Here is a 13,294-nt window from a genome sequence, read left to right as displayed (position 1 = left end):
TTCACACTAACGTTTTTGAGTTGTGACGACCGACGTTCGTCTATGAGCACACCAGACGAGGTCGGGGAGGGGACGGTTTCAGGTAACCAGGTGTCGATACCCGCTCACATCAGACGACGCTTCGACATCGAGGACGGAGACGTCATCGAATGGCAGATCGTCGACGGGGAACTCAAAGTCGAGGTCCGCCAGACGGCCAGCAGCGCGTTCGAGGACTTCGAGCCCGGCGCGTCCGAGGAAGCTGTCGACGTCGTCGAGGAACACGATGGGTTCGGTCTCGAATGACGCGGGTCGTCGTCGATACGACCGTTCTGTACGCGGCTGCAAATCGACGCGCCTCCCGTCACGAGACTGCATTTTCGATCGTCCGAGCCGCCGATCGAGGAGACCTCCCCGAGTTGCTCGTCCCTGATCCGATCCTCGTCGAGACGCTCAACGGGCTGACCAGAGACGTCGGCCACGAGACTGCGACGGATTTCCTGTCGCGCCTGCAACAGAGCAGCCAGTTCGACCTCCAACGGGAGCCAACTACAGTGTGGCAGACCGGACTCGATCTGTTCCGACGCGTCGACCGACTATCGCTGGCCGACGCAATCGTCGTCGCGAGTGTCAGACACACCGGCGCGGCGTTCGTCTACAGTTTCGACGACGACTTCGACGGATTCGACGGCTTCGATCGGCTCACGACCGCCGACGATCCGTTTTCGTGATCAGCGGCCGTGATTGGGATGACGGGGATACTGACGCCCGAGAATCACGTACGCGACGACAGTTCCGACGATACCCAGCGGGAGAGAATAGACGATCAGAGTGATCGGACCGGGCGGCGCGACCATCGCGCCGAGAAAGTACCCACCGCCGATCCCAAAGGCGACCGCACGAGCCTGTCGTTCACGCGTCGTCGGCCCGTACTCGCGCACTCCGTAGGTCCCCCGTCGCCACCAGTACCAGAGCGCCGGAAACAGGAGCAGACTCGCAATCCCCGCCCACAGCGAGCCACCGACGCCACGTGCTCGTGCGTCGGCGGAAACGGCGTAGACGAGCGCGAACACCGACCCGAAGAACGTCGCGATCCACACCCACCCGAAGACGACGACCGGAATACCGTAGATCTCCATCGTATTCCCAGCAACATTCGCGAAACAAAGTAGTTCTGGATCGAGAGTAACGCCTAACCCCCTCCCACCCCGAGGCATGTCCATGAACCACGACCTCCGTGCGCCCGCCGAGACCGCCCTGAAGCAGTGCATGGGTCTCCAGTCGGGCGAGTCGTGCTGTATCGTCACCGACGACGAGCGCTGGCCGATCGGCAAGGCGCTGTACGACGTCGCCTGCGAGATCACCGACGACGCGACGATCCTCTGTTATCCCCCGGGTGACCAGCACGGCGAGGAGCCGCCGAAGACGGTCGAGGCTGCCATGGCCGAACCAGACGTCCTGCTGGCGCCGACGACCAAGAGCCTCAGTCACACCCGCGCGCGCTCGAACGCCACGGCGGCGGGCGTCCGCGCGGCGACCTTGCCCGAGATCACCGAGGAGGTGTTCGTCTCGGGGCTGGACGCCGACTACGAGTCCATCCGCGAGCACTGCCGCGAGATACTGGCTGGCGTCTCGGGGGCCGAACAGATCCGCGTGACCGCGCCCTCGGGGACGGACATCACGCTCGACCCCGGCGACCGGGAGTGGCTCGAAGACACCGGGATCGTCCACGAGGCGGGCGCGTTCTCGAACCTGCCCGCAGGTGAGGTGTTCGTCAGCCCGATGAGCGCCGACGGCCGGGTCGTCGTCAACGGGACCATGATGCCCCACGGCCTGCTCGACAAATCCCAGACGGTGGTGTTCGAGGTCGAGGACGGCCAGGTCACGTCGATCGAAGACGACGCCGTCGCCGAGCAGGTCGCGGCCGCGGCCGAGGAGGTCGGCGACGCCGCCTACAACCTCGCCGAACTCGGCATCGGGACGAACGTCGCCGTCGAGCGGCTCGTGGGATCGGTCCTGCTCGACGAGAAAGCCGGCGGCACGGTCCACTTCGCCATCGGCGACGACGCCTCGATCGGCGGCGACGTCGACGCACCGTTGCATCTGGACGGCATCGTCCGCGACCCTACGGTCTACGCCGACGGCGAGGAAGTGCCGCTGCCGACGCCCTGAGCGATCACCGCGCCGGGTCCTTATTCATCGATCTCCTCGACGACGATCTGGTCGGCCTCGACGTCCTCGACGAGCGTACCGATCCCGCCGACAGAGAAGGTCCCGCCGTCCGTCTCGACGACGAGACTGGCCATCCCCGCGAGGTCCTGGAGCGTGGGCGGCCCGTCGTCGAGACCCTGGCCCTCGTACGCGACCTCTTCGACGGTGCCGACGAGTTGGCAGGGCCGGTGCGTGTCGACCCACTGGCCGCTGACCCGGACGCGGACGGTCGCCCCCGCGTCGAGCAGGGGTTCGATCTCGGGGATGAGACGCCGGATCTCGAAGTACCGCAACGGCGGCTCGCTCGGCCGGCCGTCGTAGTGTGGCTCCCACAGTTCCCAGAGCATCGTCGTGAAGAACCACGAGAAGACGTAGGAAGGGCCGCGATCGTCGATGACCATCCCGTACTCGTCCGGCGAGTCGACGTGGAGCGCGTAGCCGACCTGCTGCTGGTCGATCAGTGCCAGGAACGCCGCGGGCCGCTCTCGCAACCGGGCCTCGGTGCAGACGGCTTCGAGATCCTCGGCCTCGGGCAGTGTCTCCTCGTCGTAGGAGTGAATCGCGAGCTGGACGTAGATCCCGTTGTCGTGTGCCGCCTCCAGCGTCGGCCGGAGACGCTCGAGCTGGTCGGGGTTTACCGACAGCTGGGCGTAGTAGTTCGCGTCTTCGAGAAACGAGACGACCCGCTTGTGGACAGTCTCGTACTTCGTGACGATGGCCGCCTCGTGGGGCGTCGGTTCGGGTTCGGTCCAGCGGCGTTCGATCTCCTCGGTCGCCGACTGGAACTCGCTGATCCGGACTGCGATGTCGCCGACGATGGCGTCGGGGTCCTCGACGCGCGCCTGGAGGGTCTCGCCCTCGTAGGTCTCGACGTAGCCGTCGGCTTCGAGGTCGCGGATGACGTCGTAGATCCGTGGCTGTGGGACACCGCTGGCGTCGGCGAGGTCGCCCGCCGAGGCCGTCCCCAGTTCGAGCAGCGCGACGAACGCCTGGGCCTGGTAGCGCGAGAGCCCGCCGGTCTCTAACACCGAGACCAGCTGTTCGCTGTCCATACGTCTACTGTCGCCCGGATCCATTTCAAGGTACGCGCTCTGGCCGCTCGGCTACGCGTCGGTTACTGCACGGAGAAAGTGTCGTGGGTCGATGCGATCCGCTGCATAGGGCTGCGTTAGATCGCGCTGAGGGCCGCCATGACCCAGACCCGGTCTCGGGGGTCGTTCGTCTCGGACTGTGCGTCGGTGTCGATGATTGTTCCGTAGATCATACAATTCTACCTTCGGGCCGACCACCCTTAAGACTTGTCAAATTTCTTAACTACTGCCGTAGTTGCAGTTCGAGAGTGCGGCCAATATTCACAACAACTGCGGTAGTAGTGCTTTCTACCCCCTCAACGGCCCGAATACTCGAATTTCGATTCTCTTCACTTGGGTCCCAGAAATCCAGAGTAAGATCCCGTCGTCGATACTCTATCGGCCGGAATTCGTCGTAGTCTTGCACAGATATGAATTACTGTTGTGTGTGCGGACGAGCCACAAGTGCTATGCCCGTGGTCTGACAGACACAGACATGACCAGAAGTGAGACTCACGGGACCCAGCGGGTCGCAGTCCTCGCGGATTCGCAGAATCTCTATCACACGGCTCGCAGTCTCCACGAGCAGAACATCGACTACGCGGAGTTGCTCGACGCGGCGGTCGACGGCCGCTCGCTCACGCGGGCGATCGCCTACGTCATCAAGGCCAACGCCCCCGAGGAAGAGACCTTCTTCGAGGCGCTGGTCGACATCGGCTTCGAGACGCGCATCAAGGAGATTCGGACGTTCGGCGACGGCTCGAAGAAGGCCGACTGGGACGTCGGGATGAGCCTCGACGCCGTCTCGCTGGCCGACCACGTCGACGCCATCGCGCTCTGTACCGGCGACGGCGACTTCGCGCGGCTCTGTACGCACCTCCAGCACGAAGGGGTTCGGGTCGACGCACTCTCGTTCCGGGAGTCGACGGCCGAGTCGCTGATCGACGCCGCGGACGGCTTCATCGATCTGAGCGAGGATACGGACCGCTTCTTGCTCTGAGCTCAGACCGGCTGGCCGCCCTCGGACGTCCCGACGAGCAGCGCGCCAGCGGCCAGCCCGAGAACGCCGATACTACCCGCGATCAACGGCAGGTCGACCATCCCGAGCGCGAGGAGCGCGATACTGCAGACCACCAGCAAGACCGCGCCGACGCCGAGTTTCGTCGATTTGGTTACCATATCAGCGGCTTAGGCGAGCGTGTATATAAACCCCCTCAAACGGCACGAACGGGAGCAGGCAGTCTGTGACCGGCGATCGGAAGGCGTTTGATTCGCGACGGCCGAAACAGAGCTATGACAGACGCGGCGTCGCCCGCCGACCGCGGTCACCGAATGCTCGCCCGAGTCGCAGACTACCAGTTCGGCGCGGGCGCAGGCGAGGCGCTGTTCGGCGATCACGAAGCGCTCGAAATCACCCGCTCGACCTCCGGGCGGCCACGGCAGGTCCACGCCCCCGACGGCCGACTGGTGACCTACAACACCGACGGTCGATTCACCCTCGGCGTCGAGGGCGGCCGGCGACTCGTCGACGCACTCGACGAACCGGCCTATCGAGTCGTGGTCGGCGACGACAGCGAGCCGTTCGTCCGCGACGGCAAGAACGTCTTCGCGAAGTTCGTGCAGACTGTGGACCCGGACGTCCGTCCCGGCGACGAGGTCGCCGTGGTTCACGAAGACGGAGACGTCCTCGGGGTCGGGCGTGCGGAACTCCCGGCCGAGGACATGCTGACCTTCGAGACCGGCATGGCCGTGTTCGTCCGTCACGGCGCTGGCGAGTGATCCTGCGACTGGGCTCGGTCCGAAACACGCCGAAAACCCCGGGACCGGATCCGTCGACCGTCTCTGACGGGCAGACGTGCGTCGCCGCGGAGTGTCTACCCCGATTCCACCGCACGCAACCGGTCGGCCAGGGTCGCCAAGCGCTCCGCGGGGTCGGCTTCCCTCCGGAGGATCGCGTTGACGGCCGTCGCGATCAGGTCCGACTGCTCGGACTCGATGCCCAAACCCCGCGGGTAGGGGACGGCGTTCTCGACGGCGACCCGGAGGGTGTCCATGTACTGCCCGAGGATGTCGACACTCCTGGCCCGGTCGGTCTCGTAGAGTTCGGGTCGTGGCGGGAGCCACCCTAGTATCTCGAGCAGAGCGAGCTGGAACTCGGGCGTGGCCGCCGCCGCAAGCACTTCGGCGACGGCGCGGGGATGGTCGGTCGCGGGATGGACGACGGCCGTCCGTCTCCCTCCCAGAACTGCCGGCGTCCCGCCGCGACCGGGAACGGTAGCCTCGGACTCCGGGACGGCGTATGGCAACGGCATCGCGCCCAGCCGGTCGGTCCCGAGCGTGGGGGTCCCAGCCTCGACTTCTGTCTCCGCCCGACCGGTCAGATCCAGCGAGTACGGCCAGTTTCGATGCATGACCGCCTCGCCGCGGGCGAACGGTTCGCGCGAGTATTCCTCGTTCCACTCCAGTGCGTCCGTCGGCACGATCCCGCCCGCGTAGTCGGCGAACGCTCCGTCGAAGGTCTCCCCGTGGAGAAACCGCCGGAGCATCCGGCAGGCGTCGACGCCCGGTTCGTCGGCGATTGTCACCGGCCGCTGTCCGATCGGTTCCCCGCGGTGGTCTCGCCCCCCGAAGTACGCCCCGCCCCACGAGACGAGCGCCTCGTTGAAGGTACAGCAGACGAGTCCCACGTAGTCGTCGAGTTGGGTCGTACAGCCGTACTCGACGTCGCCCTGTTCGCGCACGTCGGCAGTGATCTGTGACCACCGTTGCCACGTCATCGGGTCCGTCGCCCACCCGCTGGGGTCGTACCCCGCGGCCTCGACGAGATCGCGGCGGTACTGCATCGTCGCCACGTCGACGGCCACGGGGAGTCCGACCAGTCCGTCTGTCCTGTCGGTCACGTTCTGGAGAGTCGCAGGCGCGTACGCGTCGGCTATCTCCGAGCGGGTCTCCTCGGGCAGCACCGCCTCGATCGGCCAGACGAGACCACGGAGATTGGTCCGGAGCCAGCGGCTGGGGACGAGATACAGGTCCGAGTCCGGGTCACGGTCCTCGAACTGGAACTGGAACTGCCGTTCCAGTTCCCCGATGTGGGGTTCGACGAACTCGACCGTTATCTCCTCGCGGAGGCCGCCGGACTCGTACAGCGCTCGACGGGTGGCCTCCCGCTTTTCGTCGGAGGCCGCGAAATCGAACTTCCAGCGGACGGTCGGCCCATCGCTGGTCGCCGGCAGGGCCACACATCCGGCTGGCGCGACAGCCGCTCCCGCACTGGCGAGGTACGCCCGGCGAGAAAGAACTGCTCGCCCTCGACGCTCGTCGCCGGTAGACTCGACGTATCTGCTATCGTTCGAATCCTCATCCGGGGGCGTCGCTACTGGCCCAGACATATTTAATTGATTTCCAGGGCTATCAAAAGAGCCTTTGCCGGACTCGTGACAGTAGGCTTTTGGCCCCGGGACGCCCACCTCGGGATATGTTTGGAGGAGGCGGCGGCGGACTCAATCCGCGCAAGATGAAGCAGATGATGGAGCAGATGGGCATCGACATGGAGGACATCGATGCCGAAGAAGTGATCATCCGGACCGACGAGGAGGAACTGGTCTTCACCGACGCCGAGGTCCAGCTCATGGAAGCCCAGGGCCAGAAGACCTACCAGATCGTCGGCGAACCCGAATCCCGGGCGCTGGGCAGCGGCGACTCCGGCGGCGAGAGCGAGGACGGGAGCGACGACAGCGGCGAGTCGGCCGGCGCGGTCGACGACCAGGACGTCGAGATCGTCGCCCAGCGTGCCGGCGTCAGCGAGGACGCGGCCCGCGAGGCGCTGGAAGCCAACGACGGCGACCTGGCGGCGGCAGTCAGCCAGCTCGAACAGTGACCGTCTTGCTGGTCCGGGAGGACCGTGAGTACCTCGTCGAACCGGGCGAGACGCTCGAAACTGACCTCGGAATTATCGAGGTGCCCGACGCCCCGAGTGCGGGCGACGTCGTCGAGTCACATCTCGGCGAGACGTTCCGGGTGCAGGCGCTGCGCGGGCCGGACCTGTTCGAGCACTTCGAACGCACCGGCGCGCCGATGATGCCCCGAGATATCGGGCTCGTGATCGGCCACACCGGCGCGTCGGCGGGCGACCGCGTCCTCGACGCCGGGACCGGCACTGGCGTGCTTGCGGCGTACCTCGGCCGACTCGGGGCCGACGTGACGACCTACGAGTGCGATCCCGACTTCGCCGAGGTCGCTCGCGAGAACATGGCGATGGCCGACGTCGACGAGCACGTCGACGTTCTGACGGGCGATCTGACCGACCAGCTCGACGACCTCGCTGGCGAGGGGTTCGACGTGCTGACACTCGACACCGAGGACGCCGCAAGCGTGGTCGAGCGAGCGCCGACGCTACTGGTTCGGGGCGGCTTTCTGGCGGTCTACTCGCCGTTCGTCGAGTCGACGCGCGACGTGGTCGCGGCTGCCCGTAACGTGGGATTGACCGACATCGAGACGTTCGAGACGATCCAGCGGGAGATGGACTTCGACGACCGCGGGTCGCGACCCTCGACGGCAGGCGTCGGGCACACGGGCTATCTGACCTTCGCGCGACGACCCTGAGACGCCGTCAGAACCAGACGAGACTGTGTCAGTGGTCGTCTTCGCGCCACTTGTGCTCGCACTCGGTACAGGTGAAAAAGCGCGTCTCTGACTCGTCGGCCGAGCGGATCTGTTTCATCTCGTAGAAGGCGCGTTCGTTGCCACACTCCGGGCAGCGCTCGCGCGTCGTCGGCCCCATGTCGCCGGGGTCGACTTCCGAGGTGTCGACGATCTCGCTCTCTTCTTGGCCTTGGGTCGTCACTGCCTGTTTTTCAGCCGACTCGCTCCGTGCTTTCTCGGCCCCGCAGCTACCACAGACCCAGACGTCGCCCTCCGTTTTCATCATCGAACCGCAGTCGTCGCAAAACTCCATATCCACTGATCTAGCGACTGCGCCACTTAAACGCCGTGTTTCGGTGGCGAGTGGTTTTATCCCGACACGCGCGGTATGAGTACCCATGACTCGATCGACGAACGTCCAGATCGGCGCGGGGTTGATGCTCCTGGGAAGCGTCGCGATGGTCGTGCCGCTGTTCGGGATCGACATTCCATTGCTCGTGCTGTCGCTCGCGGTCCTGATACTCGCAGCGGGAACGGTACTGGTCGGAACGTCGGAGGTTGGCCCCGGGGAACACCCCGTCTAGACGTTCGAGCGCCAGTCCTCGCAGGCGTCCATGTCGTCCATGTACTGCTGGTCGAGCCCGCAGTAGGGCGCGATTCCCTCGTCGGTGCGGACGTAGCTGAAGTGCTCGCAGTTGCCACAGTACTGATCGGGTTGCCCGCGGACGGTCACTGCGTCGAGAAAGGCGTCGTCGTCGGACTCCGAGGCGGCGGGCGTCGCGGCCGCCGCGCCGCCGTCGCTGGCCGGTTGTGAGCGGGCCGCGGACTGGTCGGCCCGGTGGGAGTGGCCGGACGCGGACGAATCGCGATTGGTCTGAGTCTCGACCTCGCCGTCAGGATCCGACCCGAAAAAGCCGATACCGCCGAGGCCGCGCGTCGATGCGGCCTCCTCGACGAGTCGGATCCGGCCCTGTTCGGTGACTTCCATCCGGGCGCTCCCGCCGGGATCCTTGCGGGTCTGGAACGTCGCGACGCCGACGAACAGACACCACGCGGTCGTGATCGTCCCGAGGAAGTAGACGACCGTCGTCGCGAGCGTCAGTCCGGGGCCCGCACCGGTCGCGCCGATCCACTCGTAGGGGTAGGCGTGCCAGAACAGCGCGACGCCGAAGACCGCGACGCTCGCGCCGACGACCGCCGCGGCTCGGGTCGCCCGGCCGGCCGGCATGACTGCGAACGCGCCGAGCAGTGCCGCCGGGACTCCCAGACCAGCGAGCGTCCCGGCGACTTTCCGGGAACCGAACATCCCGAGGCCGAGCGACTCGGCGAGGCTGGTCGTCGCTACGACGATTCCGGCCACGACGAGCCACGCGCCGAGGACGAACAGTGCCGTCCCGAGCGACCGTCGCCGGGAGTTCGCGGCCGTTCGCCCCTCGTAGACGTCCGTCAGACTAGTCATGCGGGGTTGTACGTCGACCGTCATCAAAACTACCCGTCAGACGCGCGGCAGACACGGGGGAAGTCCGAAAGCACTAATCGCGAGCGGCCAGAATCGGCAGGTATGAGCGACGACGATGGCGAGGACGAGCCGGCGGTCGAACTCGGCGAGGGCAACGAGGTAGAGGGCGTCCCGATCGTCCAGGTTTCGGCGCGGCTGATGTGGGGCATCGAGAAGAGTGATATCCGCCGCCGCGAGGGCGACACCGTGATCCGCACGCCCGACGGTCCCCGCGAGCTGGGCGAGATCCTCGACGAGATCGACGAGACGTACTTCGACCGCCGCCAGAGCTTCGAATCGGAAGTGCGCGACGTGATCGGCCACGGGCCGGTCCCGACGGAATAGCGAACGCCGACCATCGGCGTTCGGAGGCGCGAACGGGACACCGTAAGCGGCACACCCTTTTGTCGACGCCGCCCGTCGATCCAGATATGACGCTCCCAATCGACCCGAACGTGATCGACCCCGAAGACATCGGCGAGAAGCGCGCGACCCTGGAGATGGACCACGAGGAGGCTATCGAGCACGTCCGCGAGGTCTTCACCGACGCCGGCTTCGGCATCGCCACTGAGTTTTCACCCTCCGAGATGCTCACCGAGAAGATCGGTGCCGACCGCGACCCCTACTACGTGCTCGGGGCGTGCAACCCGACGGTAGCCGACCGGGCACTGGACGCCTCCGAGAAGAAGATCGGCGGTCTATTCCCCTGCAACGTCGTGATCTGGCAGGACGAACCCGGCCGGCAGGTGGTCTACCACGTCTCGATCATGAAGATCGCGCGCCTGACCGGGATGGCCCCCGACGACGAGACGATGGCCGACATCATCGCCGACACGGGCGAGTTGGTCGAGGAGGCCTACGCGAATCTCTGAGATGGAGATCCGCGAGGCCGATCCCGACGATGCGCGCCTGCTCGCCGAACAGTGCTGGCAGCCGCTGGCCGAGTCGATGGCCGACTACTCATCACTGAACGAACTGGCCGACGATGCAGTCGAGGTGGCCGTCGATGGGTTCGCGGAGATGCTCGAGGCCGACGCACGGACGATCTTCCTCGCAGAAGTCGCGGGCGACGCGGTCGGGTTCGCGAACGTGCGAGTGGGCGAGCGGCCGGCGATGAGACACGGCACCGACGCCGAGGTCACCGATCTGTACGTGAAAGCGGGCTTTCGGGGGCGAGGCTACGGATCACGGTTGCTCGACCGAGCCGAGCGACTGGCCGCCGAGGAGGGCTGTGATTTCGTCCAGCTCTCGGCGGAGTGGGACAACGACGGGGCGCGCTCGCTGTACGAGGATCGAGGGTACGAGCCCAAGCAGGTGACGTACGTCCGGCCAGTCGACGATCAGCCCAGGTAGTCTCGCACGACAGTCCCGAAGCCCGCCGCGCCGACGCAGAACGAGACGAGGCCGCCGATCCCGGTGAGCGTGAGCGCGCCGTTGATCGTCGCCGCCACGAGTAGCGGGACGAGCCAGTCGCCATCGTCGTGGTCGACCAGTCGATCCGCGATCGCGAGGAAGGCGATGGCCGCGCCGAAGACCCAGGCGACGAACACCAACAGGCCGAACAAGAGCGCCAGCGGGATGCCGATGATCGTGATCAGCAGGACGACGATGACGAGGATGAAGAACACGAGCGAGACGAGGCCGTAGACGAACGCCCCGACGACGTTCTCGCGAAGCGCGTCCATCTTTCGCTCGGTGTAGCCGGGCGCGAGTGCGACCAGAATGGCACCGACGAGCAGTGTCGTCAGGAACGTACTGACCGCGCCGCTCCCGAGACCGACGGCCACGTCGACGCTGCCGAGTTCCGGAACGTCGACTGTCTGCAGGAGAACTGGCGGGAAGTGTATCACAGTAGAAATATCGCTTGGAAACGAGAAAAACGCTGTGGCAAGCGTGCTATCACTCGTCCAGGTCGTCCGAGTCAGCGACCGCCTCGGACCGCGCGTCGGCGCGATCTTCGGTATCGACGAGTCTGAGCGCGATCAAGAGAACGACCACGGGCACGCTGAGCAACAGCACGACCAGCAGGACGACGACCAGCAGTTCGACGCCACCCGGAAGCTGTCCGACGACCGACGGTGGATCGGTGGCAGTCATGGCGGTCTCAAAAGTCGCTCAACTTCGCCTGCAGGCCGGCGACCATCTCCGACTTTCGGCGGAGCGCACCCATCGAGATCGGCAACTGCCCAGTGACTTGCGTAACGGCCTCCCGGAACGTCTCGCTCACGCCATTCTCTCCCTCGAAGGCATTTCGAACGCCCTCGCGGACTTGCCACACGCCAACTGGAGCCCAGTAGTCGTCGGTGACTTCCCGCAGGACGAGGCACTTGGCCTGGCGACCCCGGTCTTTGAGGTGTTCCAGAACGCCCAGCCGGGAGGCGTAGTACGCCCCGGCGGTCTCCTCGACGTAGCCCGTCCGGCCCTCGTAGCCCTCGTGAGCACTGGCGAGGTAATAGGCCTCGCCGGCGGGGTTCCAGACGCTCTCGGGGGCTTTCATCTCGACCAGTTCGAACTCCCACTGGCCGGGCGTGAGAATTACCCAGTAGCGATTGCCCATGTACTCGTTGTAGTGGACTTCCGTCTCGTTGATCGCGGGCGCGTTCCTGATCCCGCCGCGGACGAACTGCCCGACGGTGTCGTCCACGGCCGTGATCGACCACCGCGTCGGGACGAGACGGCGATCCTGCCCGCGGCCGAGCGCGCCCGCCGAGAGGATGGTGTTGATGTCGTAGACGTCGAACCCGCGACGGTAGAGATAGCTCATCGCGCCCTCGGCCTGCCAGTCGTCGTCTTCCAGCGTCTTCTTCACAGGTCGAGGAACGTGCGGATTTTCCGCGAGGTCGGCACTGCGGGCGCTTGCTCGTGGGCCCGTGGGTGCGCCCACGTCGTCAAGCGAGAGATCGAGGTCCGGTTCCGAGTCGAGGCCCACCTCGACGTCGACGGGATGGTCGGCGATGGCGACCTCTCGCTGGACACCCACGAAACCGTCCCAGACGTCCCGCACGTCGACGTTCGCCGACCTGGTGGAGTTGAGCAGGCCGGTGCGGCGCTGGAGGACGTCGCCCACGCCCAGGCCCTGCTGGTACCACTGCCCGGAGGTGGCGAAGTCCGCAGCGTTTCCGTCTGTCACCGGCGAGAGGACGCCCGTCGAGACGTTGGGGTAGGAGGAGCGCCCGACGAAGATTTCGGGGGCCGTGGCACCGAACATGGAGTCGCCCGAGACGGCCTGCTCGAACTCTCTCTCGACCTCATCGAGGTAGTCGGTGATCTCGTAGGACTTCTCTTCTGCGAGGCGGCGCTTCTCGGCGGCCTCGTCGCGCTGGAAGTCCTCGATGAAGTCGTCCAGTTGCATTCAGTGAGTGTTTGGGTCTGACGGTGATGAATCTAACCCGTTCTTGATTCGTAGTGCGGCGTCAGAACGTGTACCTCGGTGGCGCGTGCAGTCGCGTGCTCCGTCACGCGACGAACACACGCGAGGGATGAGCATCACAGCGAACGGAGTGAGCGAGAAGCGCAATCGGCTGGGGAGGGTGTGGCTTCGACTGACGCGAGATTCAGTGAGTCAGACGCACTGCCGCAGTGATCGACTCCGAGAACCAGAAAGCCCCTTTCAGTCCCACTCGCGTGGCTCGGTTGGCCAGTCCAAACGGGTGGGGACGAAAGGGGCGACTGGCTCGACGAACCCGGACGAGGCAAGCAGGGAGGGACCGAAGGTCCCTCTGGCCGTGCGGGCGACTCACGGGTCGCCCGCGCGACACCGCAGGAGTGGAACGACGAGGAGCGCAGCGAGGCCCGGAAGTCGAGCCAGTCGGGGCTTTCTGGCTGTTCGGAGTGCTGTCACCGCCAGCTATTCCACCACTCGAAACATCCACAACCACCCCAGAAGTCGCTCCAG

The 13,294-nt window shown here is 65.8% G+C and carries 20 protein-coding genes; 11 read left to right on the top strand and 9 right to left on the bottom strand.

Annotation, left to right across the window (positions count from 1 at the left end; genetic code table 11):
- Nucleotides 1-42 precede the first annotated feature (42 nt).
- Both DV733_RS07725 and DV733_RS07720 read left to right on the top strand, forming a co-directional pair.
- Nucleotides 43-285 (top strand): AbrB/MazE/SpoVT family DNA-binding domain-containing protein, encoded by a 243-nt coding sequence (locus DV733_RS07725; RefSeq protein ID WP_049995245.1) that lies wholly within the window; start codon nt 43-45, stop codon nt 283-285.
- The gene (locus DV733_RS07720) at nt 282-710 is read left to right on the top strand and encodes a type II toxin-antitoxin system VapC family toxin (RefSeq protein WP_049995246.1); all 429 of its coding nucleotides are present in this window, start codon (nt 282-284) and stop codon (nt 708-710) included. Before DV733_RS07725 ends, DV733_RS07720 begins: the two co-directional genes overlap by 4 nt.
- Here DV733_RS07720 and DV733_RS07715 read toward each other — a convergent pair whose 3' ends face one another.
- The gene (locus tag DV733_RS07715; RefSeq protein ID WP_049995247.1) at nt 711-1,118 is read right to left on the bottom strand and encodes a hypothetical protein; all 408 of its coding nucleotides are present in this window, start codon (nt 1,116-1,118) and stop codon (nt 711-713) included.
- A 76-nt stretch (nt 1,119-1,194) separates the two neighbouring features.
- Here DV733_RS07715 and DV733_RS07710 point away from each other — a divergent pair, with 76 nt between their 5' ends.
- Nucleotides 1,195-2,151, top strand: a complete 957-nt coding sequence (locus tag DV733_RS07710; RefSeq protein WP_049995248.1) for an aminopeptidase — start codon at nt 1,195-1,197, stop codon at nt 2,149-2,151.
- Nucleotides 2,152-2,171: 20 nt separating this feature from the next.
- On the opposite strand, the gene DV733_RS07705 is transcribed toward DV733_RS07710, so the two are convergent.
- Complete coding sequence (locus tag DV733_RS07705) at nt 2,172-3,242, bottom strand: TrmB family transcriptional regulator (protein ID WP_049995249.1); 1,071 nt, start codon at nt 3,240-3,242, stop codon at nt 2,172-2,174.
- A gap of 514 nt (nt 3,243-3,756) precedes the next feature.
- Between DV733_RS07705 and DV733_RS07700 the strand changes: the two genes are divergently transcribed.
- Nucleotides 3,757-4,260 (top strand): LabA-like NYN domain-containing protein, encoded by a 504-nt coding sequence (locus tag DV733_RS07700; protein ID WP_049995250.1) that lies wholly within the window; start codon nt 3,757-3,759, stop codon nt 4,258-4,260.
- Nucleotides 4,261-4,262: 2 nt separating this feature from the next.
- On the opposite strand, the gene DV733_RS17315 is transcribed toward DV733_RS07700, so the two are convergent.
- Nucleotides 4,263-4,439, bottom strand: a complete 177-nt coding sequence (locus DV733_RS17315) for a hypothetical protein (RefSeq protein WP_170178697.1) — start codon at nt 4,437-4,439, stop codon at nt 4,263-4,265.
- A gap of 114 nt (nt 4,440-4,553) precedes the next feature.
- On the opposite strand from DV733_RS17315, the gene DV733_RS07695 reads away from it, so the two are divergent.
- Nucleotides 4,554-5,039 (top strand): PUA domain-containing protein, encoded by a 486-nt coding sequence (locus DV733_RS07695; RefSeq protein ID WP_049995251.1) that lies wholly within the window; start codon nt 4,554-4,556, stop codon nt 5,037-5,039.
- A 95-nt stretch (nt 5,040-5,134) separates the two neighbouring features.
- Here the strand turns inward: DV733_RS07695 and DV733_RS07690 are convergent, their stop codons facing one another.
- Complete coding sequence (locus tag DV733_RS07690) at nt 5,135-6,649, bottom strand: extracellular solute-binding protein (RefSeq protein ID WP_079979546.1); 1,515 nt, start codon at nt 6,647-6,649, stop codon at nt 5,135-5,137.
- A gap of 86 nt (nt 6,650-6,735) precedes the next feature.
- On the opposite strand from DV733_RS07690, the gene DV733_RS07685 reads away from it, so the two are divergent.
- Together DV733_RS07685 and DV733_RS07680 are read left to right on the top strand one after the other, a co-directional pair.
- Entirely contained in the window at nt 6,736-7,137 is a 402-nt protein-coding gene (locus DV733_RS07685) for a nascent polypeptide-associated complex protein (RefSeq protein WP_049995253.1), read from the top strand.
- Nucleotides 7,134-7,862 carry a tRNA (adenine-N1)-methyltransferase gene (locus DV733_RS07680; protein ID WP_049995254.1) on the top strand — a complete coding sequence of 243 codons (729 nt, stop codon included), beginning with the start codon at nt 7,134-7,136 and terminating at the stop codon, nt 7,860-7,862. Before DV733_RS07685 ends, DV733_RS07680 begins: the two co-directional genes overlap by 4 nt.
- 28 nt (nt 7,863-7,890) lie before the next feature.
- Here DV733_RS07680 and DV733_RS07675 read toward each other — a convergent pair whose 3' ends face one another.
- Nucleotides 7,891-8,214, bottom strand: a complete 324-nt coding sequence (locus DV733_RS07675) for a transcription factor S (RefSeq protein WP_049995255.1) — start codon at nt 8,212-8,214, stop codon at nt 7,891-7,893.
- An 85-nt stretch (nt 8,215-8,299) separates the two neighbouring features.
- On the opposite strand from DV733_RS07675, the gene DV733_RS07670 reads away from it, so the two are divergent.
- Nucleotides 8,300-8,485 (top strand): hypothetical protein, encoded by a 186-nt coding sequence (locus DV733_RS07670; RefSeq protein WP_049995256.1) that lies wholly within the window; start codon nt 8,300-8,302, stop codon nt 8,483-8,485.
- Here the strand turns inward: DV733_RS07670 and DV733_RS07665 are convergent.
- A complete protein-coding gene (locus DV733_RS07665) occupies nt 8,482-9,360 on the bottom strand; it encodes a DUF7139 domain-containing protein (RefSeq protein WP_049995257.1) in 879 nt (292 codons plus the stop codon). The two genes, DV733_RS07670 and DV733_RS07665, sit on opposite strands and share 4 nt — an antisense overlap.
- Before the next feature lie 102 nt (nt 9,361-9,462).
- Here DV733_RS07665 and DV733_RS07660 point away from each other — a divergent pair, with 102 nt between their 5' ends.
- The 3 genes from DV733_RS07660 (at nt 9,463) to DV733_RS07650 (ending at nt 10,752) form a co-directional block, all read left to right on the top strand.
- Nucleotides 9,463-9,744, top strand: coding sequence for a DUF5789 family protein (locus DV733_RS07660; protein ID WP_049995258.1), 282 nt, complete (start codon nt 9,463-9,465; stop codon nt 9,742-9,744).
- An 86-nt stretch (nt 9,745-9,830) separates the two neighbouring features.
- Complete coding sequence (locus tag DV733_RS07655) at nt 9,831-10,271, top strand: DUF302 domain-containing protein (RefSeq protein ID WP_049995259.1); 441 nt, start codon at nt 9,831-9,833, stop codon at nt 10,269-10,271.
- 1 nt (nt 10,272) lies between these two features.
- A complete protein-coding gene (locus tag DV733_RS07650; protein ID WP_049995260.1) occupies nt 10,273-10,752 on the top strand; it encodes a GNAT family N-acetyltransferase in 480 nt (159 codons plus the stop codon).
- Here DV733_RS07650 and DV733_RS07645 read toward each other — a convergent pair.
- Genes DV733_RS07645 through nreA form a run of 3 tightly spaced genes read right to left on the bottom strand, consistent with a single transcriptional unit; the run spans nt 10,740 to nt 12,751 of the window.
- Complete coding sequence (locus tag DV733_RS07645; RefSeq protein WP_136342305.1) at nt 10,740-11,249, bottom strand: hypothetical protein; 510 nt, start codon at nt 11,247-11,249, stop codon at nt 10,740-10,742. The two genes, DV733_RS07650 and DV733_RS07645, sit on opposite strands and share 13 nt — an antisense overlap.
- Before the next feature lie 49 nt (nt 11,250-11,298).
- The gene (locus tag DV733_RS07640) at nt 11,299-11,496 is read right to left on the bottom strand and encodes a hypothetical protein (protein WP_049995262.1); all 198 of its coding nucleotides are present in this window, start codon (nt 11,494-11,496) and stop codon (nt 11,299-11,301) included.
- A 7-nt stretch (nt 11,497-11,503) separates the two neighbouring features.
- Nucleotides 11,504-12,751, bottom strand: a complete 1,248-nt coding sequence (nreA, locus tag DV733_RS07635) for a DNA repair protein NreA (RefSeq protein WP_049995263.1) — start codon at nt 12,749-12,751, stop codon at nt 11,504-11,506.
- Nucleotides 12,752-13,294: the final 543 nt, after the last annotated feature.

The organism is Halapricum salinum, assembly GCF_004799665.1.
Classification (GTDB): Archaea; Halobacteriota; Halobacteria; order Halobacteriales; family Haloarculaceae; genus Halapricum; species Halapricum salinum.
The sequence above is the reverse complement of the archived record's forward strand: the minus strand, read 5'-3'. Positions and strand labels throughout refer to the sequence as shown.

Coding starts and splice junctions, on each gene's coding strand:
- nreA (WP_049995263.1), bottom strand. CDS start 12,751: ATGCAACTGGACGACTTCATCGAGGACTTCCAGCGCGACGAGGCCGCC.
- DV733_RS07650 (WP_049995260.1), top strand. CDS start 10,273: ATGGAGATCCGCGAGGCCGATCCCGACGATGCGCGCCTGCTCGCCGAA.
- DV733_RS07665 (WP_049995257.1), bottom strand. CDS start 9,360: ATGACTAGTCTGACGGACGTCTACGAGGGGCGAACGGCCGCGAACTCC.
- DV733_RS07715 (WP_049995247.1), bottom strand. CDS start 1,118: ATGGAGATCTACGGTATTCCGGTCGTCGTCTTCGGGTGGGTGTGGATC.
- DV733_RS07725 (WP_049995245.1), top strand. CDS start 43: ATGAGCACACCAGACGAGGTCGGGGAGGGGACGGTTTCAGGTAACCAG.
- DV733_RS07660 (WP_049995258.1), top strand. CDS start 9,463: ATGAGCGACGACGATGGCGAGGACGAGCCGGCGGTCGAACTCGGCGAG.
- DV733_RS07710 (WP_049995248.1), top strand. CDS start 1,195: ATGTCCATGAACCACGACCTCCGTGCGCCCGCCGAGACCGCCCTGAAG.
- DV733_RS07685 (WP_049995253.1), top strand. CDS start 6,736: ATGTTTGGAGGAGGCGGCGGCGGACTCAATCCGCGCAAGATGAAGCAG.
- DV733_RS07655 (WP_049995259.1), top strand. CDS start 9,831: ATGACGCTCCCAATCGACCCGAACGTGATCGACCCCGAAGACATCGGC.
- DV733_RS17315 (WP_170178697.1), bottom strand. CDS start 4,439: ATGGTAACCAAATCGACGAAACTCGGCGTCGGCGCGGTCTTGCTGGTG.
- DV733_RS07640 (WP_049995262.1), bottom strand. CDS start 11,496: ATGACTGCCACCGATCCACCGTCGGTCGTCGGACAGCTTCCGGGTGGC.
- DV733_RS07670 (WP_049995256.1), top strand. CDS start 8,300: ATGACTCGATCGACGAACGTCCAGATCGGCGCGGGGTTGATGCTCCTG.
- DV733_RS07705 (WP_049995249.1), bottom strand. CDS start 3,242: ATGGACAGCGAACAGCTGGTCTCGGTGTTAGAGACCGGCGGGCTCTCG.
- DV733_RS07695 (WP_049995251.1), top strand. CDS start 4,554: ATGACAGACGCGGCGTCGCCCGCCGACCGCGGTCACCGAATGCTCGCC.
- DV733_RS07700 (WP_049995250.1), top strand. CDS start 3,757: ATGACCAGAAGTGAGACTCACGGGACCCAGCGGGTCGCAGTCCTCGCG.
- DV733_RS07675 (WP_049995255.1), bottom strand. CDS start 8,214: ATGGAGTTTTGCGACGACTGCGGTTCGATGATGAAAACGGAGGGCGAC.
- DV733_RS07720 (WP_049995246.1), top strand. CDS start 282: ATGACGCGGGTCGTCGTCGATACGACCGTTCTGTACGCGGCTGCAAAT.
- DV733_RS07690 (WP_079979546.1), bottom strand. CDS start 6,649: ATGTCTGGGCCAGTAGCGACGCCCCCGGATGAGGATTCGAACGATAGC.